General features: G+C 37.0%; 19 protein-coding genes. 13 read left to right on the forward strand and 6 right to left on the reverse strand.

The window, feature by feature from the left end; translation table 11 throughout:
* The first annotated feature begins 237 nt into the window (after positions 1-237).
* On the forward strand, positions 238-1,404 hold the full coding sequence (locus M030_RS0118850) for a hypothetical protein (RefSeq protein WP_027374915.1): 1,167 nt from the start codon (positions 238-240) through the stop codon (positions 1,402-1,404).
* A 151-nt stretch (positions 1,405-1,555) separates the two neighbouring features.
* On the opposite strand, the gene M030_RS0118855 is transcribed toward M030_RS0118850, so the two are convergent.
* The 4 genes from M030_RS0118855 to M030_RS0118870 form a co-directional block, all read right to left on the reverse strand.
* Positions 1,556-2,044 carry a DUF6438 domain-containing protein gene (locus tag M030_RS0118855; protein ID WP_027374916.1) on the reverse strand — a complete coding sequence of 163 codons (489 nt, stop codon included), beginning with the start codon at positions 2,042-2,044 and terminating at the stop codon, positions 1,556-1,558.
* A gap of 122 nt (positions 2,045-2,166) precedes the next feature.
* Complete coding sequence (gene obgE / locus M030_RS0118860; protein WP_027374917.1) at positions 2,167-3,150, reverse strand: GTPase ObgE; 984 nt, start codon at positions 3,148-3,150, stop codon at positions 2,167-2,169.
* An 80-nt stretch (positions 3,151-3,230) separates the two neighbouring features.
* On the reverse strand, positions 3,231-3,809 hold the full coding sequence (locus M030_RS0118865) for an adenylate kinase (RefSeq protein WP_027374918.1): 579 nt from the start codon (positions 3,807-3,809) through the stop codon (positions 3,231-3,233).
* Positions 3,810-3,954: 145 nt separating this feature from the next.
* Positions 3,955-4,509 carry a phosphoribosyltransferase gene (locus M030_RS0118870; protein WP_027374919.1) on the reverse strand — a complete coding sequence of 185 codons (555 nt, stop codon included), beginning with the start codon at positions 4,507-4,509 and terminating at the stop codon, positions 3,955-3,957.
* 195 nt (positions 4,510-4,704) lie between these two features.
* Between M030_RS0118870 and M030_RS0118875 the strand changes: the two genes are divergently transcribed.
* Positions 4,705-6,294 (forward strand): ABC-F family ATP-binding cassette domain-containing protein, encoded by a 1,590-nt coding sequence (locus M030_RS0118875; RefSeq protein WP_027374920.1) that lies wholly within the window; start codon positions 4,705-4,707, stop codon positions 6,292-6,294.
* 202 nt (positions 6,295-6,496) lie between these two features.
* Here M030_RS0118875 and M030_RS0118880 read toward each other — a convergent pair whose 3' ends face one another.
* On the reverse strand, positions 6,497-7,054 hold the full coding sequence (locus M030_RS0118880; protein WP_027374921.1) for an AAA family ATPase: 558 nt from the start codon (positions 7,052-7,054) through the stop codon (positions 6,497-6,499).
* 48 nt (positions 7,055-7,102) lie between these two features.
* Entirely contained in the window at positions 7,103-8,029 is a 927-nt protein-coding gene (locus M030_RS0118885) for an alpha/beta fold hydrolase (protein WP_034722866.1), read from the reverse strand.
* 392 nt (positions 8,030-8,421) lie between these two features.
* On the opposite strand from M030_RS0118885, the gene M030_RS0118895 reads away from it, so the two are divergent.
* From M030_RS0118895 to M030_RS0118945, 11 genes are all read left to right on the forward strand, one after another.
* Positions 8,422-9,708: an adenylosuccinate synthase gene (locus tag M030_RS0118895; protein WP_027374924.1), complete on the forward strand. Its 1,287-nt coding sequence runs from the start codon at positions 8,422-8,424 to the stop codon at positions 9,706-9,708.
* Positions 9,709-10,340: 632 nt separating this feature from the next.
* A complete protein-coding gene (locus M030_RS0118900; RefSeq protein WP_027374925.1) occupies positions 10,341-11,186 on the forward strand; it encodes a hypothetical protein in 846 nt (281 codons plus the stop codon).
* Positions 11,187-11,350: 164 nt separating this feature from the next.
* Complete coding sequence (locus tag M030_RS0118905) at positions 11,351-12,124, forward strand: ParA family protein (RefSeq protein ID WP_027374926.1); 774 nt, start codon at positions 11,351-11,353, stop codon at positions 12,122-12,124.
* A gap of 69 nt (positions 12,125-12,193) precedes the next feature.
* Entirely contained in the window at positions 12,194-13,084 is an 891-nt protein-coding gene (locus M030_RS0118910; RefSeq protein WP_027374927.1) for a ParB/RepB/Spo0J family partition protein, read from the forward strand.
* Positions 13,084-13,722 carry a DUF5683 domain-containing protein gene (locus M030_RS0118915; protein WP_027374928.1) on the forward strand — a complete coding sequence of 213 codons (639 nt, stop codon included), beginning with the start codon at positions 13,084-13,086 and terminating at the stop codon, positions 13,720-13,722. The genes M030_RS0118910 and M030_RS0118915 overlap by 1 nt, the downstream gene beginning before the upstream one ends.
* A 56-nt stretch (positions 13,723-13,778) precedes the next feature.
* On the forward strand, positions 13,779-14,480 hold the full coding sequence (gene dapB, locus M030_RS0118920) for a 4-hydroxy-tetrahydrodipicolinate reductase (protein WP_027374929.1): 702 nt from the start codon (positions 13,779-13,781) through the stop codon (positions 14,478-14,480).
* A 122-nt stretch (positions 14,481-14,602) separates the two neighbouring features.
* Positions 14,603-16,249: a signal peptidase I gene (lepB, locus tag M030_RS0118925; protein WP_027374930.1), complete on the forward strand. Its 1,647-nt coding sequence runs from the start codon at positions 14,603-14,605 to the stop codon at positions 16,247-16,249.
* 57 nt (positions 16,250-16,306) lie between these two features.
* Complete coding sequence (locus M030_RS0118930; protein WP_373277726.1) at positions 16,307-16,927, forward strand: WbqC family protein; 621 nt, start codon at positions 16,307-16,309, stop codon at positions 16,925-16,927.
* A gap of 78 nt (positions 16,928-17,005) precedes the next feature.
* Positions 17,006-18,694 carry a S8 family serine peptidase gene (locus M030_RS0118935; RefSeq protein WP_027374932.1) on the forward strand — a complete coding sequence of 563 codons (1,689 nt, stop codon included), beginning with the start codon at positions 17,006-17,008 and terminating at the stop codon, positions 18,692-18,694.
* A gap of 125 nt (positions 18,695-18,819) precedes the next feature.
* Positions 18,820-19,311 (forward strand): lipocalin family protein, encoded by a 492-nt coding sequence (locus M030_RS0118940; RefSeq protein ID WP_027374933.1) that lies wholly within the window; start codon positions 18,820-18,822, stop codon positions 19,309-19,311.
* Positions 19,312-19,337: 26 nt separating this feature from the next.
* Positions 19,338-20,027: an OmpA family protein gene (locus M030_RS0118945; RefSeq protein ID WP_027374934.1), complete on the forward strand. Its 690-nt coding sequence runs from the start codon at positions 19,338-19,340 to the stop codon at positions 20,025-20,027.
* Positions 20,028-20,123 lie beyond the last annotated feature (96 nt).

Consider the following 20,123-nt stretch of genomic DNA (forward strand, 5'->3'; position numbering starts at 1 on the left):
AAAAATTCCTTCAGTATGAAAGAATTACATTTTGCAAAGGTACTCTAAATATTTTTAAGAATTTTAGCTTATTGCTATGTTGTGTAAAATACTTATTTATAGTTGGTTATATTTATGTTGAAAGAGCTTCTTTTTAATGAACAAATTGGAATCCTGGAACTTTATGATTTTTTAATGTCACGTACTGGTAAGCTATCTTGGTTATGCGTATATTTGGAGTAAAACTAGTAAATAACTATGAAAAAAATCGCTATTTTGCTTGCTGCCATTGCGGGTCTGCAGGTACATGCTCAATCATGGAGCACCACCGGAAATGCCGGAACAAACTCTGCAACCAACTTTATCGGAACTACAGACAATCAACCATTGGTTTTTAAAATAAACGGAGCTGAAAAAATGAAACTTTCGCCTAACGGAAGGCTGGTTTTTTTTGATACGCATTCACAAACCTGGAGCAATAATCTATACATCGGAGGAGGAAATGAGGTACCCTCAAACAATGCCGGAGGAATTAATTATGCTAACGTAGCAGTAGGACTGGGATCCATGAGCTCCAATACAACAGGAAATGCCAATACAGCCGTAGGTTTTAATACCATGACAAGGAGTACTACAGGATCTTTGAATACTGCTTTGGGAATTAATTCAATGCAAAATTCAGTTACCGGTAACAACAATGTAGCTGTAGGACACAATACATTGGGCGGTATGATTGCCGGAGAATATAATACAGCAGTTGGATTTTCAGCAATGCGTACCTGGGGAAGCACCAATTCAGTTCCGTTGGTGGGAAACACTGCCATAGGAAACAGTGCTTTAATGGACCTTAATAATGGTTCCTTTAATACTGTAATGGGACATAATTCATTCCTGAGAACGGTAAATGCAAACTATAATGTTATAATAGGAACAAATAATGCTCCTTTGATCAATAATGCTACCGGAAATATTTATATAGGAAATAATATTGCTGCTGTAGGCACAAGCCCTTCTAATGAATTGAACATCGGAAACTGGATTGTAGGGAACAACGGAACTATCGGTATCGGGCAGTTTACCACTCAATTGCCAGCGGATGGTGTTGCTGCTGACGGACAAAAATATAAATTATTCGTAAAAGATGGAATCAGAACAGAAAAAGTGAAAGTAGATATTGCTTCAGGTAACGGCTGGGCTGATTATGTTTTTGAAAAAGACTATCAACTAATGTCGTTGAATGACCTTGAGGAATTTATTGATAAAAACGGACATTTACCTGAAGTTCCTACCACAGAAGAAGCCATTAAAAATGGCATTGAATTAAAGGAAATGAATATCCTCCTGCTAAAGAAAATTGAAGAATTAACACTCTACACCCTTGAACAGGAAAAGAGGATAGAAGCCTTAGAGAAAAAGGTAAAATAATACAAATTAATTACAATGTTTCAAATGCACAATATCTTTCTGATGATGTTCTGAGAAGCATGATATATATTATTTTAATTGTAAAGAGAATGGCTGCCTGAATTAGCGCAGCCATTTTTTATGAATAACAGAGTTTTAATTTGGATTACACTTATTCTACCTTGGTCCACTGTTGATTTTTTCTAAGGTCTTCAAAAAAATGATAAACTTCTGAAAGTTTTTCACTTCCTCTTTTTCCATAATCTTCTACATTTTTTGAAGTTCCGTCGGTAAATTTAATTCTTAAATAGGAGGTAGGTAAGTCTGTGATATTCTTTTCACCATAGTTATCCTTTAAGTTTTTGATATCCAGGCCATTCAAAAGGCTTGTGAGTTTCTGATAATCAGCTTCTTTAATCGTTCCTTTAAAAGTTCCTTCTCGTGGTTTCGAGAACTCATCCTTTGAAGGTTTATCCGTGAAGTTAAAATGCTCGGCTTCGAAAACAGCTGTTCGGTCCGGATTGATCGTCATCTTAAAAACAGGGCAGAACCCAAAACACGGGCTAGCCTGGTATTCAATTTTAGAATATTGATTAATATTTTTCTGTGAAGTACAGGACAATAAAAATATAAATGCACATAGACCTAATAAATATTTCATAGTTTTTGAATTTGAAAAGGTCTCTCAATAATTATTCCAAAGAGAGCCGGCAAACCCTATTTAAAAAAGAAACCCCGGAAATATTCCCGGGGTTGTATCATATTATAGATCAGAATTTTTTCTTATCCATGCAACTGTTTCCAGATGGCATCTTTTAGTTCTGTAAGACCTTCTCCGGTAACCCCTGAAAAGAATAAAGGCTGTTTATTCTCAGGAAATTCAGCTGCGATCTCTTTTTTCAGCTCACTGTCTAAAAGGTCAGACTTGGAAACAGAAATAATGAAATCTTTGTCTAAAAGTTCCGGGTTATATTCCTTCAATTCATTTTCAAGAATTTTAAACTCCTGATAATGATCTTCCGAATCTGCCGGAATTAAAAATAAAAGAATGGAGTTTCTTTCAATATGCCTCAGGAATCTGTGTCCCAGTCCTTTTCCTTCTGCTGCACCTTCAATAATCCCCGGAATATCAGCCATCACAAATGATTTGTAATTTCTGTAATCTACAATTCCTAAGTTGGGAGTCAGCGTGGTAAAGGCATAATTGGCAATTTTAGGCTTCGCTGCCGAAACAGAAGCTAAAAGTGTAGATTTTCCTGCATTTGGAAAGCCAACCAATCCTACATCTGCCAAAATTTTAAGTTCGAAAACAACATAGCCTTCTTGACCATCCATTCCGGGTTGGGCATATCTTGGCGTCTGATTGGTAGAAGATTTGAAGAATTCGTTTCCTCTTCCTCCTTTTCCTCCTTCCATCAAAATGATTTCCTGCTTGTCTTCAAGGATCTCGCCGATAATTTCTCCTTCTTCATTTTTAGCAATAGTTCCGATAGGAACATCGATGTAAATATCAGAACCGTCAGCTCCGGTAAGCTGGTTTTTGGCTCCGTTTTCACCACGCTCTGCTTTGATGTGGCGGGTATAACGAAGCGGAAGTAAAGTCCATTCCTGGGCATTTCCCCTCATGATAACGTGGCCTCCACGACCTCCGTCACCACCGTCAGGACCTCCCTTGGGAATATATTTTTCACGGCGAAGGTGTGCAGAACCTGCTCCTCCGTGTCCGCTTTTACAATGAATCTTTACGTAATCTACAAAGTTTGACATATTTTTTTAGGCTTTAGGCCTTAGGGGTTAGGGAATAGATATTTAACTATGCTAAATCCTAATCCCTAAATCCTAAATCCTTATTTAATTTTCTCTATCTCAGCGAAAAGTTTTTGGGAAATCTCATCAATTTCTCCAACACCGTTTACCTCTACATATTTTCCCTGCTGCTTATAAAGTTCGGCTACCTCTGCTGTTTTAGTGTAATATTCTTTAATTCTGTTTTCGATGATCTCTACATTGCTGTCGTCAGATCTCCCGCTGGTTTCACCTCTTTTCAGAAGTCTTTCAACCAAAATTTTATCTTCTACTATCAATGAAAGACAGATATCAATCTCATCATTCAATTCTTCTTTTACGATTTTTTCCAGCGCTTCTGTCTGAGCAGTAGTTCTCGGGTATCCGTCGAAGATAAAACCGTTGGTATCCGTTGGTTTTCTGATCTCATCAATCAGCATATCTGTTGTTACCTGATCCGGAACCAATTCTCCCTTATCGATGTAAGACTTAGCCAGTTTACCAAGTTCAGTGTCATTTTTCATGTTGTATCTGAAAAGATCACCTGTTGAAACCTGTTTTAAGTTGAATTTTTCGATTAGATTCTGAGCTTGTGTTCCTTTTCCACTTCCTGGAGGGCCGAACAGAACAATGTTTATCATAATGTTGATTCGCTTACGGCAATGGGCATTGGGCTTCTTGTTTTGACGGCTTGCTCTTTTGCTTTCAGCTTTTTTAAGTTAATATTTTACTTTCTTTAGATATTGATTTAAAAGCTAATAGCCAAAAGCTAGAAGCTTATAGCAATTAATGATTGATTTGTCCTTCCTCTAATTGATATAGGTTAGGTAAATTTCTTCCCAATTCATCATAATCCAGTCCATAGCCAAGAACAAATTTGTTGGGGATTTCCTTTCCGATATAATCCAGTTTGAAGTCTTTTTTGTAAATCTCCGGTTTCAATAAGAAACTGGCCAGTTTTACAGATTTAGGACGCTGAGTTTCCTGGAAATATTTAAAAAGACTTTCTACAGTATTTCCTGTATCTACAATATCTTCTACAAGAATGATGTGACGGTCTTTTACTTCTTTAGTCAGCTCCATTTTCTGATAAACGATTCCCGTAGATTCTGTTCCTACATAAGAACTCATTTGAATGAAAGCAATCTCGCATTCACCCGGGTAATATTTTAAAAGATCTGAGAAGAACATAATAACCCCATTCAATACTCCAATGAAAACAGGAACTTCATCCTTGTAATCTTCATAAATTCTTAACGCTGTCTCTTTTACAATTTCCTGAATTTCGGCATCCTTTAAATAGGGAACGAAAGTTTTGTCGTGAACTTTAATGCTTTCCATAAAATTTTTAGTAGGAGGCAAAGTTACGGATTTTTGATTTTTGATTAAAATCTTTTTGTGTTTAATCCGGGATTTATACTATATTTGTTCTTTCAAAACCCATAAATACAGACATGTAGGATATAATTTCTTTCAGATTCAATAGGACAGTAACCGGTGAGTTGCTGGTGTTTAACCATAATTAAGAAAGAAATCATGATTTTACTACAAAATATATCCTTTGGGTTTCCGGGAGGAGATCTGCTTTTTAATCATATAAACTTATCCATACAATCTCAAACCAAATCAGCACTCGTTGGAAGTAATGGTATGGGAAAATCCACGTTGCTGAAAATTATCGCACATACCTTACAACCCTTGGAAGGAAGTATCAGTATTCAGGGCGAAGTGTTCTATGTGCCCCAGATGTTTGGGAATTTTAACCATCTTACCATTGCAGAATGTCTGAAAATAGACAAAAAACTGGAGGCTCTTCAGAAAATAACAAATGGGGATGTTGAGGAACACTATTTTGAAACTTTAAATGACGACTGGGATATTGAAGAACGCTCTCAGGCGGCTTTACAATATTGGGGCCTGGAAGATTTTGAGCTCACCCAAAGACTTGATGAGTTAAGTGGCGGGCAAAAGACCAAAGTATTCCTTGCCGGAATTCAAATCAACCAGCCTGATATTGTCATATTGGATGAACCTACCAATCATCTGGATCACGAAGGAAGAAAGCTGTTATATGACCTTATCGATAAAATGAAGGCAACGGTTGTTATTGTGAGCCATGACAGGGCATTATTAAATCTGGTGGATACAATTTATGAGTTGACCAATCAGGGAATTGATACCTATGGAGGCAATTACGATTTTTATGCAGAACAAAAAGAGATAGAAGAAGAAGCTTTACACAATGATATCCATGCCAAAGAACGCGCTTTAAAAAAAGCAAAGGAGAAAGAACGGGAAACTTTGGAACGTAAACAAAAGCTTGATGCCAAAGGAAAACAAAAGCAGGAAAAATCGGGAGTGGCTAGAATAATGATGAATACTATGCGGAATAACGCAGAGAAAAATACCTCAAAACTCAAAAGTGTGCATGCTGAGAAAATCAGTGGGATATCCGGAGACTTAAGGGATCTGCGTTCTTCTTTAAAAAATTCTGATCAGATGAAAGTTAATTTTAATGATTCAGGTTTACATTCCGGTAAAATCCTCATTGCAGCGGAGGACATTAATTTTATATATCAGGATAAAAAGCTTTGGAAGGAAAATATAAGTACTGAAGTTCGCAGCGGAGACAGAATCTCTGTTAAAGGCTTGAACGGATCAGGAAAAACTACATTAATAAAATTATTACTGGGAAATCTTACCCCTTCGTCAGGAATAATAAAAAGGGCTGAATTCAATAGCATCTATATCGATCAGGAATATTCCCTGATTCCTTATGATGTAACAGTTTATGATTTTGTTCAGACCTTCAACGATAATGGTTTGCAGGAATCAGAAGTCAAAACAATGTTGTCGAGATTTCTGTTCGGAAAAGAGACCTGGGACAAGAAGTGCGGGGTACTGAGCGGAGGAGAGCGGCTCAGGGTACTCTTGTGTGCATTATCAGTAAGCAACAGGACTCCCGATATGATTGTTCTGGATGAACCTACTAATAATTTAGACCTCCAAAACATTGAGATTCTTACAAATTCCATTAAAGATTATCACGGTACGTTATTAGTGATCTCCCATGATGAAGTCTTTTTGGAGGAGATTAAGGTGGATCAGCAATTGATCCTTGGCTGATCTTTTTTTTAAATTCAGGGGTGGGCTTTAGCCCTCCTGTCAATACAATAAATCCCATTGGCTTTAGCCGGAACTTTATCAAAAAATAAACCTGGAAATTTATTTCCAGGTTTATTTTTATCCCTTGAAAAACTTTTTCTTTTCTTATTGTGGTATCAAGACAAGGCAAGCCTCAGTTATTGCGAGTATAGCGAAGAAGTCTCTATTTCACCTGCAGGTTTCCCTGTTTTACCTGATTCAATATAATCTCCATCTTTTGAGTCAACTCATAATCACCGGACAATTCAATTAAAGGTGTATCTATATCAGACAGCCATTCAAGATGAGCTTTTAAAGTTCTGTTGGCAATACCGGTATTATGATCATAATCTTTAGCCCAATCCATAAACTCTTGGAACTTTTTAGATTTTTCAGGATGCGTGATGATGGCATCGCCGTATCTTTCTAATTCTCTTTTTCTCAGTCTTTCCATTCTGAGTTCAGATGGCAGATAGAGAAATATGATCAGATCAAATGGTGGAAATACATTCTCACCCCAATGAATGATTGAACCCCCAAAAATCCAGTTGTCGGTGGTGTGAAGCTTCTCCGATACCATGGTATTCCTTACTTGAGGATGTTGTCTTTGCGTAAATGGATGTTGGGTTTTAAGCCAGAAAAAATCATCACTGTCAAAGTATTCAATATGGAGTTTCTCAGACAGTGCTTTTCCCAAAGTGGTAACACCGGAACCGGAAGCTCCGAAAATATGTATTCTCATTATTTTTAACTTGATAAAATCTTTGGGATTTACATAATTTGCTGGATTTTAATATTTTAGAATCCAATTGTAGATTTCCTTTAACACTTCTTCCCGTATTTCTTCATTCAAAATCTCATGACGCATATCCGGATAGATCTTTACGTCTACATTTTGAAAACCGTCAGACTTTAAATGGTCTACAGTCTGCGTTACTCCTTCACTGAAATCACCGATCGGGTCATTCTCTCCGCTCACAAATAAAAAAGGAAAAGATGGCGGAACGGAAGAAGCCCAGTTTCTTGCCGTAGCCCTTTTATAAATGGTAAACAAAGTATAAAAAGCATTATTAGTAAAAGGAATTCCGCAAAGGTCATCCTGCTCAAAAGCTCTTCTGTTTCGGGTATTGATACTTAGCCAGCTCGTTTCTCCGAAGTCTTTATCCTTTTTAAACCGTTTATTATTCACTTTAGTAAAAACAGAATTCAGGAAAGTACGATGGTGAGGAGCAATAAAATTAGCTAATGATAAATACCCTTGTAATAAACTGATGCCGCGCAGCGGTCCACCGGTTCCGGTAATGATGGCTCCCGTAAATTTTTTAGACGCTGTCTGAAGCAGACAACGGGTAATAAAGGATCCCATGGAATGGCCGAGAATAAAGTGGGGAACATCAGGGTATTTTCCTGCAAGATAGTCAGCCATCATTTCGGCATCGGCAACCAGTCTTTTGTCCGGCTTACTGAGCTGAAAAAAGCCAATTTCCTTTTTTCTTCTCACAGATCTTCCATGTCCCAGATGATCATAGGTTACTACAGCTATTCCATGATTGGCAAAATATTCTGCTATTTCTGAATATCTTCCGCTATGTTCCTGCATGCCATGAACAATTAGCAGGGTTGCTTTTACGGTTTCCGGTGAAAAGAGAGTAAAGAAAAGTCTCGATTCATTATTCATATTAGAAGGCAGATACGCTGATGTTGGAGATGAAGTCATAACAGTTCGGGTATTATATTATTGTATCTCAATGTCAGGGATTTTGTAATTTCCAACGGTTTCTATTAGTTTTTGATGAATTATTCTTTTTGCCCCAAAGCAATAGGTCCCGGCATGCTTAAATAATCCTTTGCCGTCGTAGCCCTGCTTTGCGCTTGTATGCAAAATATCGGTACTATCAGAAATAAGATTAGTATTTTGAATTTCATCACTTTTAGCTTAAATTTTAAAGTAAATATAGTGGATTTATAGAAAATAGAATGTATAATTAATATTAATAATACTTTCCCAATCTCATGATTTTCATACCAAATCAAAATAAATTCCTCTATAATTTGGTCGTCATTTTTTTTAAAAGTAATTTTGCACGAATCTTAAAACAAAAGTAAAATATGTCAACTTATGTAGTTGTAGGTCTTCAGTACGGAGATGAAGGCAAAGGTAAAATCACGGATGTTTTATCGGCAAAATCGGACTATGTAGTGCGTTTCCAGGGAGGAGACAACGCAGGTCACACGGTTTATGTGGGAGATGAAAAATTCGTTTTACACCTTCTTCCTTCAGGAGTTCTTCAATGCAAAGGGAAATGTATCATTGCAAACGGAGTAGTGGTAAACCCTAAATCTTTCATTAAAGAAGTGAATCAGATCGAAAGCAAAGGCTTGAGAACAGATCACATTTTTATCAGCAGAAGAGCGCATGTCATCATGCCTTACCACATCCTTTTGGATACTTACCGTGAAGAAGAGCACGGCGGAACTCAGATCGGAACTACCAAAAAAGGAATCGGACCTTGCTACGAAGATAAAATAGCAAGAGTAGGAATCAGAATGGTAGACCTTCTTAATCCTGAGATTTTAAGAGATAAAATTGAGAAAAACTTAAAAGTTAAAAACTCTCTTTTTGAAAAATATTACGGAAAACCTGTTTTGGATGTTGAAGAAATCTATAACGAATTTTTAGAAATCGGAAAACAACTTCAGGACAGAATCGTTGATACAGAACTTGAACTAAACGAAGCGATACAGGAAGGTAAAAATGTCTTATTCGAAGGTGCTCAGGCACTAATGCTGGATATCGACTTCGGTACTTATCCGTATGTGACTTCATCTTCTCCGTCTACAGGAGGAGTGTGCTCAGGAGCGGGTGTACCACCAACTTCACTTCAAAACCTTATCGGGGTGGCAAAAGCATACTGTACAAGAGTAGGTAACGGACCTTTCCCATCCGAATTGGATAATGAGCTGGGAGAAAAAATCAGACAGATCGGTGGTGAGTTCGGAGCTACAACGGGTAGGCCGAGAAGAACAGGTTGGCTAGACCTTGTTTCTTTAAAACATGCTTGTATGATCAACGGGATCAACAATCTTGTGATTACGAAACTGGATGTTCTTACAGGAATTGAAAACCTTAAGATCGTTACTCATTATAAAACAGAAGACGGAAAAATTATTGATTATTTCACATCTTCAACGGAGAAATTATACAACTACGAACCTATCTATCACGATTTACCGGGTTGGGAAGAAGATATTACCAAAGCGAGAAGCTATGATGAACTTCCTGATAATGCTCAGAAGTATATCGAGTTTATTGAAGAGTATTTAGGAATCAATGTATATCTGGTTTCTGTAGGACCTGAAAGAAGTCAGAATATCATCAGAAAAGAATTGTTCTAATTCATTTACCTTAAAAATAAACTAAAAAGAGACTGTCTTATCGGATGGTCTCTTTTTTTATGTCAATAGAATCACTTATCTTTATTTTTACATGGAAAATAATAGTAAAGCAACCGGACCTGTGAACAAGATCGTAATAAGCTCGATTCTCAGTCTCGTCTATTGTCTTGTAATGATCATTTATAATGCAATGCCATTATCGATGATTTCTAATTTTCTCCTTGTTTTATTTATTGTATCTACTTTAGTCTTGAGTAGTGCTGCGATTTATTTTGCGGTTAAAAACTATCGTAGAACAAAAATCTTATCCATTATCTTCATCATTATAAATTCCATAGGGTTGCTGATCCCCTTAATACTTCTGCTTTTGCTTATGTGATGTCTATTTTTTTTCTGGCTATGTATAAGACATTTTTATCCTTAAATACCTGTATGTATGCAGATTAGTCTATGTTTTTTGTAGAGTTTTTTGTTATGTTGAAATGTTAAATTTAAACTTTGTCATAAAATATTATAATATTATGTTGTTTTGATAAAATTGTGGCAGCTATTTTGATATTGATACATTGCTTATCGATAAGAACTAATCAAACTAATAATCACATTTTAACCGTTTAAAAAAAGAAGTAGTGATGAAACAACAGAATCAAAACCAGGAATTTCGCTTCAACGAAGTTCTTTTTGAGCACCGCAACAAAGAATATGGTGCCTATGCATTAAGAAACGAATCAGACAGAATATTAACCAAAGCACTTTTTGTGGGAGTAAGTTTAATGGCTGCAGTATCCATTACACCGTTTGCTATGTCAGCATTTACAACAGATGTACCACATGAGGGACTAGGTGGAGTTGTTATAGATTTTACTCCAGTTACACCTGATGAACCAGCTCCTCCTGTAACTATTGTACCTGTAAAACCAGCAACAGCTCCTAATACAAAAACGTTTGACAGTACAGTGCCAACTCCATCAAAAACAGCACCCGATGATCAGACGAAAAAGGATCCAGTACCTGATGACGCTGTGGCAGGTCTTGCTAATAATTTAAAAGGAGATGTGGTAGCCCCCAATACATATGTTCCGACAACAGCACCTGTAGGAACTGGTCAGGTAATCAATACCGCACCACCAACAATTCCTGAGGCTGTAGATAAAAATAAAATAGTAGAAGCAGGGGATCTTGGGATAGAAGCTAATTATGCAGGAGGAATAGACTCATTCAGAAATAAAGTAATGAACAGTTTTGACAGTTCAGGATTTGAATCAGATGGAGTTATGAAAACTATAGTGACTTTTATTGTAGAAATGGATGGCTCAATTTCAGGAATAAAAGCCAGCGGAACCAACGCTGATTTCAATAACGAAGCGATCAGAACGATCAAATCCGTGAAAGGAAAATGGGTTCCTGCCAAAAATAAAAAGGGAGAGTTCGTAAGAAGTTATTTCAAATTTCCGATCTCAATGAAGTTTGAAAATTAATACAGAAAAACAAAATTTAAATAGTTATCCACAAAGATTTTTTTTTGTGGATAATTTTTTTAACGGTTAAGGCTCTTATTAACAGTATTTTAACTCAATTTTGATTTTCGTCACTCACCAAGAGCAAAGAAAAAAGTGTATTTTTGAAACTTAAAGTTCTAATAATGGCAAAAATCATAGGTATTGCTAATCAAAAGGGAGGTGTCGGTAAAACTACCACAGCCGTAAACCTGGCAGCAGCATTAGGAGTATTGGAAAAAAGAATATTAATTATCGATGCAGACCCGCAGGCGAATGCTACATCAGGTCTGGGCGTTGAGGATGTTCAGTATTCTACATATAATCTACTGGAGCATAGTGCAGATACAAGAGTTTGTATCAAGAGAACTGCAACTCCAAACCTGGATATTATACCGTCACATATCGATCTGGTAGCTGCGGAAATTGAATTGGTAGACAAGGAAGACCGTGAATATATGCTGAAAAAAGCATTAGCCACCGTAAGGGATGATTACGACTATATCATTATCGATTGTGCACCGAGTTTAGGACTTATCACAGTAAATGCACTTACAGCAGCTGATTCTGTGATTATTCCGATCCAATGTGAATACTTTGCGTTAGAAGGACTTGGGAAACTTTTGAATACCGTTAAGAATGTTCAGAAGATTCACAATAAAGATCTTGGAATTGAAGGCCTCCTTCTAACAATGTATGACAGCAGGTTAAGACTATCCAATCAGGTAGTGGAAGAAGTGAACTTACACTTTCCAGAAATGGTTTTCGAAACCATTATCAGCAGAAATGTAAGATTGAGTGAAGCTCCAAGTTTTGGAGAAAGTATCTTGAATTATGATGCTGAAAGTAAAGGAGCTGTTCAGTACATTCAGTTAGCAGAAGAAGTTCTTTTGAAGAACGAAAATTTAGTAAAGAATTAAATTAATAATAAATGGCCACTAAGTGAATGTTAGCCATCACTTATCAAACATCATTTATCAATTATATCTATGAAGGACAAAAAAAGAGCTATGGGACGCGGCTTGGGCGCCATTTTAAGTGCAGAATCCAAAGCAACTGTCAACTCCGCTACTGATGAAGGAGCAGATAAGTTTGTAGGAAATATTGTTGAAGTAGCACTTGAAGACATCTATCCGAACCCGACGCAGCCGAGAACTTATTTTGATGAAAAAGCATTAAACGAACTCGCCCAATCGATTAAAAACTTAGGCGTAATCCAGCCGATTACCTTAAGAAAAGATGGTGAAAAGTTTGAGATCATATCCGGGGAAAGACGTTACAGAGCCAGTAAAATTGCCGGTTTAACGACTGTTCCTGCCTATATCCGTTTAGTGAATGATCAGGAGCTTCTTGAGATGGCTCTTGTGGAAAATATTCAGAGAGAAGATCTTGATGCGATCGAAATCGCTTTGACCTATCATAGGCTTTTAGAGGAAATCGGACTTACTCAGGAAAACCTGAGCCAGAGAATAGGAAAAGACAGAAGTACCATTACCAACTCAATCAGGTTGTTGAGGTTGAATCCCGATATTCAGAATGCTATCAGAAGTGGTGAGATTTCTGCAGGACACGGTAGAGCTATCATCAGTCTCGAAAGAGAAGAAGATCAGCAGGTTTTATTTGATCTGATTATTAAAGAAAAATTAAACGTTCGTCAAGCAGAGCAGGCTGCTGCTGCATTGAAGAATCCTAAGTCTCCGGCAGCTAAAAAAGTAAGTGCCGAGCTTTCCAATAATTACAAAAGAGCCCAGAAGACGATCGCTGACATCTTAGATGTGAAAGTAGAGATCAAAGCTTCTGGAAATGGTAAAAAAGGTAAAATTGTCCTCGACTTCAAAAATGAAGAAGAATTAGAGTATATTTTATCCCATATTAAATAATGAAGAATATATTTTTCACATTTTTCCTATGTATTACTTCGCTGGCTTATTCACAAGTCGGTCCTATCGATACTGTCCGGGTACAGGCGCTTCCACAGGAAGAAACTGCCAAGGTAAAGCCGGGGAAAACCGAAGCCAAAATTATCGCTGATCTCGAAAAAGCCAATGGACCCACAAAAAAGACCATAAAACTAAATCCTACGAGAGCAGGGCTGTATTCAGCTGTTTTTCCGGGATTAGGGCAGTTCTATAACAAAAAATACTGGAAAATTCCCATCGTTTGGGGAGCTGTAGGAGCAGGAGTTGGTATTGCTATCTGGAATGATAATCAATACAAAAAATATCGTGAATATTATATAGCCAAACTTAACGGTACCCCTAATGAATTTGTTGACAGCCGTCCTTGGTTGGATAAAAAAGCTTTAGGTAATGTACAGGACAGAGCAAAACGACAAAGAGATTATGCCATTGCCATTACAGGATTGATCTACATCCTGAACATTGTAGATGCTGTAGTTGATGCCCACCTGTATGAAAGCCGTCATGATCCGGACCTTACTTTTAAGCCGTCAGTGATTCAGGATCAGTATGGTTATGATGCCCCAAAGACGGGTTTCAGTTTAAGTTATAGATTTTAATACAATAAAAATGCACAGACGTACTGTTTCTGTGTCAAAAAAATAGAATATAAGATATGAAAATAGCATTAGTTGGTTATGGGAAAATGGGTAAGATCATTGATGAGATCGCTCAGAAAAGAGGTCATGAAGTGGTAGCCCGCCTGAAGGAGACTCCAACTGCTGAAAATCTTAATAACCCGGATGTTGTTATTGAATTCTCTTTGCCGGAAGTTGCATATGATAACATCAAAGCCTGTCTTGAAAATAAAATTCCTGTAATCTGCGGAACAACAGGCTGGCTGGAGAAAAAAGCTGAAATTGAGCAACTGGCTGTAGATAATAACACTGCCTTCTTGTATGGCTCCAACTTTAGTCTGGGAGTGAATTTGTTTTTTGCTTTGAACGAAAAATTAGCCGCTTTGATGAAAAATGTTGATGAGTATTCCTGTCAGCTGGAAGAAATTCACCACATTCATAAAAAAGATGCACCCAGCGGAACCGCTATTTCTATTGCGGAAGGAATCTTTAAAAACAATCCGAAATTCGATGCATGGAAACTGGAGGAAACAGAGAATAATCAACTGGGAATTTTTGCTATTCGTGAAGATGAAGTTCCGGGAACCCACAGTGTGTTTTACAGAAGCGAAGTAGATGAGATTGAAATCAAACATACCGCTTTCAACAGAAATGGATTTGCATTAGGAGCTGTAGTCGCTGCAGAATGGATTAAAGATAAAAAAGGGAACTTCGAAATGAAAGACGTTTTAGGGCTTTAATTTGTAACAAATTATTTAAATTGCATACCAATAACAGGAATGATGAATAGTAAATTGTAAATAGCACAAGCTGTACTCATTTATTACTCATCATTTATATTTAGAATAGGCACAAAAAATTTATGAATTATTTTTTAACTTATACAGTGTATGTCCTTATCTTATCCGTATTGATGGGGATTTCAACATGGAAGTTGTTTAAGAAAATGGGGTATAGCCCCCTATTTGCATTTATACCTTTCTATAATTATTTCATTATCCTGAAAGAAACCAAACATCCGAAGTGGTGGGCCATCCTGTCTTATCTTCCGATTGTAGGACCAATCATGATGTCTGTTTTCCACCTTTATTTAGTGAAAAAGTTTGGAAAAACTCTTTTTAAAGATCAGATTCTTACGGTAATTTTGCCGTTTATCTATATGGCTATCATCAACTATTCTAAAGATGTAGAAGTGGAAGATGAAAATGCCAATGATCTTTTCCTTACAGATGAGGAAAAAGAGGTTAAAAAGAAAGATACCTTTTTGGGATCTATTACTTTTGCGGTAGTATTTGCAACCATTATCCACGTTTTTGTAACCCAGCCATTCGGGATCCCTACAGGATCCATGGAAAGAACTTTATTGGTAGGAGACTTCCTTTTTGTAAACAAATGGAGCTATGGATACAGACTTCCGATGCGTCCGGTCGCTATCCCTTTCCTTCAGGGAACCATTATGGATACGGGACAAAAAGGAAATCCGAAAGATGACCCGAAATCTTACGTTGACGGCGTGAAATTACCATACACAAGAATTTTACAGTTTAACAAGCCTCAGAAGAATGATGTCGTTGTTTTCAACTATCCTCAGGATTCTGTACATACAGCGATCGACAGAAAAGATCCTTATGTAAAAAGATGTGTGGCTACCGCAGGGGATACTTTTGAAATGAGAGCCGGAAGACTTTTCGTAAACGGAAAACCGGAAACTGTTTTAGGAGACCAGGAAGTACAGCACCGATATATGGTAACGACAGGAAGCCAATTGGATATTCCTGCACTATATAATACCTACGGCTTTTTACCTGTACAGGAAGTACAAACCAATAGTGGATATTTATATGGATTCCAGGGATTAACTGATAAGACGGCTAAAGAGATCAAGGCACTTCCGCAGGTAATTGATATGAAGGAAGAAGTTTCTGCCAAAGGAGAAGCTGCGGTATTATACAGAGATGAAGCTAAAACAAAGATCGATACAACACAGTCTATTTTCCCGATCAACAAACCTTGGAACCAGGATTGGTACGGTCCGGTAAGAATTCCTAAAAAAGGAGATGTGGTAGCTATTAATAACGAAACACTTCCAATGTTCCAGTGGATCATTTCCGAATATGAGCATAACAGCTTAGAAAAGAAAAACGGAAAAATTTTCATCAACGGAAAAGAAGCTAATCAATACACCATCCAGCAAGATTATTATATGATGGTAGGAGATAACAGAGATGCTTCATTAGATGCAAGATTCTTTGGCTTCGTTCCTGAAGAAAATATTGTAGGAAAACCAATGTTTACCTGGATGAGTCTTCAAGGAGCTTTTGCAGACAGTGGTTCAACCTATCAGGCCCCGTTTAAAATCCGTTGGGAAAGAATGTTTAAAGCAACCAATACAGGAGAAGCCAACAAAACTTCATACTGGTGGATCGCTGCAATGATTTTAATATTGTTCTTCGGATGGGAGTATTTTGTAAAATTATTCAGAAAGAAAAATACTGAAGACGAATTGTAAATAAAATTAAACTTAAAATAGAATGAAGTATTTGAAAAAATACTTCATTTTTGCATTATGAATATGAAGAATGTATTATTACCGGTATTTTATATGCCCCCGGTTTCATGGTTTTCAGTCCTTTTGGATACTGAAAACGACATTACACTTGAACAGTTTGAAAATTTTCCCAAGCAAACCTACAGAAACAGAGCTAATATCTATGGAGCCAACGGTAAGCTGTCACTGATTATTCCCATTAATCATAACGGAAAAAGAGAATTCAAGGATATCGAGATTTCTTACAGAGAAGATTGGAGAACCCTTCACTGGAAATCCATTCAGACCGCGTATCAAAGTTCTCCCTATTTCGAGTATTATGAAGACAAGTTCAGGAAAATATTTGATTTGAAAGAAAAATTCCTTTTGGATTTTAACCTTAAAGGGATAGAAATCATCCAACAGATACTGAAAACAGAAAAGGCATACTCTTTGAATGAAGAATATATCAAAAATCCCGAAGGGATCAGTTTCAGAGAAAAATTCTCAGCAAAGCTTCCTTCAGAATTTGGAATGGAAGACTATTATCAGACATTCTCAGATAAGTATGGATTTCTGGAAGATTTATCGGTTTTAGATCTTATTTGTAACAAAGGACCGGAATCTCTTACTTATATAAAAAGTATTAAATTAAAATAATTTGAAAAAATTGCCATTCAACAACAGTTAACAGATAAAATGGCAACCCGTTTCACTTTATAAAATAAATATCAACATATGAAAAAGGTATTATTAGCTGCTGTTTTTTTAGCAGGTTTTAGTTTCTCTTATGCTCAGGAATCCAAAGCAAAGAGTATTGATCCAAAAGAAGATAAAGATCTGATGACTTGGTATCATAAAGATTTTTCTGGTACAAAAGTATATGGAGTAAATACGGAAAACGCATACAAATATCTTGAATCTAAAGGCTTAAAACCTAAAACGGTTGTCGTTGGAGTGTTAGACAGCGGAGTTCAGGTAGATCACCCTGGATTAATTAAAAACGTATGGTCCAACCCTAATGAAGTACCTGGAAATGGTAAAGATGATGATGGAAACGGATACATTGATGATGTACACGGATGGAACTTCATCGGAGGGAAAAACGGAGATATCGATATAGATAATATGGAAGTAACCAGAGTGGTTGCTAAATATAAGCCGCTTTTTGAGGGAGATGACTCCGCAAAAAACAAAGCAAATCAGGCTAAAATGCCGGAAGATTTTGCGATGTACATGAAAGCTAAAGAACTTTTTAATAAGAAAAGTATTGAGGCAAAACAAGGTCTTCAAACCTATACAATGATCAATGAGGTCGTTCCGAATATGGTTAAACTATTAGGAGGAAAGCCGGTAACTGCCGAAACGATAGCTTCCATTAAAGCTCCGTCTGACCAGAAAGATGCTATTGCTTTACAGGTTTTAGGCCAGGTATCACAAAGCCCTGAATTTAAAGGAAAGTCATCAGCTGATTTTGAGAAAGCAATCAGAGAGCAAATGAAAGAAGCTATCGATTACTATTCTCCGCAGTCAAAACAATACGACTTAAGCTATGATCCGAGAAAAGAAATCGTAGGTGATAACTATGATGACTATTCTGAAAAAAATTATGGTAACAACCATTACGAAGGACCGGATGCAGAGCATGGAACACACGTAGCGGGGATTATTGCAGGACTTCCGCAAGGAAAAGAAGTACAGTATGGTATTGCATCCAAAGTAGCCAAAATCATGTCTGTAAGAACCGTTCCCAACGGAGATGAAAGAGATAAAGATGTTGCCAATGCCATCCGTTATGCAGTAGATAACGGAGCAAAAGTTCTGAATATGAGCTTTGGAAAACCCGTTTCACCCGGTAAAAACGTAGTTTGGGATGCATTTAAGTATGCAGAAGATAAAGGGGTACTTTTGGTAAAGGCAGCAGGTAACGAAAATGAAGACGTAGCAGAACATTTAGCATATCCTACCAACTTTAAAAATGTGGCAGATGAAAAACCATTTGTAAACAACGTTTTGGTTGTAGGGGCAAGTACCAATAAAAATAGTGCTTTGAGAGCAAGTTTCTCAAATTATAATAAGAAAATGGTCAACGTTTTCGCACCGGGAGAGGAGATTTATTCTACCGTTCCTAAAAACGAATACAAGTACCTTCAGGGAACTTCAATGGCATCACCGGTTGTAGCAGGAGCAGCAGCTGTTTTATTAGCGTATATGCCAAATCTGAAACCTTATCAGATCATTGAAGCGCTTGTGAAAAGCAGCAACCCGAGTACAGAAAATAGATTTACCGATTATTCCCAGGCTGGAGGAGTAATAGATTTGAAAAAAGCAGCAGAATATGCTTATAACAATTTCTATGACGGAAAATCTACAGCTTCAGGGAATGCAAAACCTTCGAAATCCACAAAAAAGGCTGTTAAAAAATAGTTTATCTCCCTGTGTTTAAGGAGAAACCATAAAGAGTCCGAATTTTTTCGGACTTTTTTATTTTTTATTTTCAAATTTGGCACGGTTTTTTGTAACTTTAATGTAACAAAATAATAAACAACAAAATGAAAAAGTTACTACTTGCAGGGATGTTGGGAACATCACTTTTTGCAGTGTCGTGTTCCTCTGTAAACAAAGCAGCTACATCTCAGAATCAGAGAGCTGATTTCCTTAAAATGAAAGGAGACTGGCAGATTGTAAGCATAGATTACGAAAAAGGATATAAAATTAAACCTTTCGATGAAGGAGCAGATGCACAGTGTTTTGTAGGAAGTCACTGGAGACTTATCCCTAACAACTGGACTGGTGCTTATACGTTAAATGGAGGAGGAAGTTGTCCGGCTATCACACAGCCTATCAAATTTGAAGTGAAAAACGGGAATACATTTATGTTTAAAAAAGTTTTAGATGGTACTAAAGCAAAACAAAACATAGCAGGGTATACATTGACATTAATTAACCAGACTACAGATCAGTTTTCACTTCAGCAAGATGTTCCTTTCGAAGGAGGAAGCGTAAAAGTTGTTTACAACTTTGAAAGAGCAGGAATGAAATAATTCAATAACATAAAAGATCAAAAAAAATGAAATTTACTAAAACATATGTAGCAGCCCTTTTCTTGTCATCAGCTTTATTACTGACAAGCTGTGAAGCGGTTCAGAATTCAAATCACCAGCAAAGAGGAACAGCCGTAGGTGTTGCTTCAGGAGCAGTACTTGGAGGTATTCTTGGAAATAATGTAGGAAGAGGTGGAAACGGAGCTATCGGTGCTGTATTAGGTGGTATTATCGGTGGTGTTGCAGGGAACGTTATCGGTAACAAAATGGATAAACAAGCCAGAGATATTAAAGAAACTTTACCAGGTGCTCAGGTTGAAAGAGTAGGAGACGGTATCAAAGTTACTATGAACGAAAGTATTGTAAACTTTGCATTCGATTCTTCAAACCTTACTTCTGTTGCACAGGGGAACCTTGATAAATTAGCTAAAGTATTAAGTGATAATCCTGATACCAATATCAACATCTACGGACACACAGACAGCGTAGGTAAGGATGCTTACAACATGGCGCTTTCTCAAAGAAGAGCGGATGCTGTAAAATCATATTTGGTAGGAAAAGGAATCGCCGGTAGCAGAATGTTCACAAAAGGTGAAGGTAAAAATATGCCGGTTGCGAGCAATGATACTGACGAAGGAAGAGCTAAAAACAGAAGAGTTGAATTTGCGATTACTGCCAACGAGAAAATGATTAATGATGCCAAGCAAGGACAGTAATTAATTTAACATATAAATATTTTCGTAAAAGACCGCCCCGGCGGTTTTTTTTGTATTTTTATGCAGGAAATTTTGAATTTATTACTTTTGCAATTG

It is taken from the genome of Chryseobacterium sp. UNC8MFCol (assembly GCF_000482305.1).
Lineage (GTDB): Bacteria > Bacteroidota > Bacteroidia > Flavobacteriales > Weeksellaceae > Chryseobacterium > Chryseobacterium indologenes.

Excerpts from the sequence above, each read along its gene's own strand:
- M030_RS0118905 (WP_027374926.1), top strand. The coding sequence starts at position 11,351 with ATGGCAAAAATCATAGGTATTGCTAATCAAAAGGGAGGTGTCGGTAAA.
- M030_RS0118850 (WP_027374915.1), top strand. The coding sequence starts at position 238 with ATGAAAAAAATCGCTATTTTGCTTGCTGCCATTGCGGGTCTGCAGGTA.
- M030_RS0118910 (WP_027374927.1), top strand. The coding sequence starts at position 12,194 with ATGAAGGACAAAAAAAGAGCTATGGGACGCGGCTTGGGCGCCATTTTA.
- M030_RS0118865 (WP_027374918.1), bottom strand. The coding sequence starts at position 3,809 with ATGATAAACATTGTTCTGTTCGGCCCTCCAGGAAGTGGAAAAGGAACA.
- M030_RS0118880 (WP_027374921.1), bottom strand. The coding sequence starts at position 7,054 with ATGAGAATACATATTTTCGGAGCTTCCGGTTCCGGTGTTACCACTTTG.
- M030_RS0118915 (WP_027374928.1), top strand. The coding sequence starts at position 13,084 with ATGAAGAATATATTTTTCACATTTTTCCTATGTATTACTTCGCTGGCT.
- M030_RS0118855 (WP_027374916.1), bottom strand. The coding sequence starts at position 2,044 with ATGAAATATTTATTAGGTCTATGTGCATTTATATTTTTATTGTCCTGT.
- M030_RS0118940 (WP_027374933.1), top strand. The coding sequence starts at position 18,820 with ATGAAAAAGTTACTACTTGCAGGGATGTTGGGAACATCACTTTTTGCA.
- M030_RS0118875 (WP_027374920.1), top strand. The coding sequence starts at position 4,705 with ATGATTTTACTACAAAATATATCCTTTGGGTTTCCGGGAGGAGATCTG.
- M030_RS0118885 (WP_034722866.1), bottom strand. The coding sequence starts at position 8,029 with ATGACTTCATCTCCAACATCAGCGTATCTGCCTTCTAATATGAATAAT.
- M030_RS0118870 (WP_027374919.1), bottom strand. The coding sequence starts at position 4,509 with ATGGAAAGCATTAAAGTTCACGACAAAACTTTCGTTCCCTATTTAAAG.
- M030_RS0118900 (WP_027374925.1), top strand. The coding sequence starts at position 10,341 with ATGAAACAACAGAATCAAAACCAGGAATTTCGCTTCAACGAAGTTCTT.
- M030_RS0118945 (WP_027374934.1), top strand. The coding sequence starts at position 19,338 with ATGAAATTTACTAAAACATATGTAGCAGCCCTTTTCTTGTCATCAGCT.
- M030_RS0118935 (WP_027374932.1), top strand. The coding sequence starts at position 17,006 with ATGAAAAAGGTATTATTAGCTGCTGTTTTTTTAGCAGGTTTTAGTTTC.
- M030_RS0118930 (WP_373277726.1), top strand. The coding sequence starts at position 16,307 with ATGAATATGAAGAATGTATTATTACCGGTATTTTATATGCCCCCGGTT.
- M030_RS0118895 (WP_027374924.1), top strand. The coding sequence starts at position 8,422 with ATGTCAACTTATGTAGTTGTAGGTCTTCAGTACGGAGATGAAGGCAAA.
- lepB (WP_027374930.1), top strand. The coding sequence starts at position 14,603 with ATGAATTATTTTTTAACTTATACAGTGTATGTCCTTATCTTATCCGTA.
- dapB (WP_027374929.1), top strand. The coding sequence starts at position 13,779 with ATGAAAATAGCATTAGTTGGTTATGGGAAAATGGGTAAGATCATTGAT.
- obgE (WP_027374917.1), bottom strand. The coding sequence starts at position 3,150 with ATGTCAAACTTTGTAGATTACGTAAAGATTCATTGTAAAAGCGGACAC.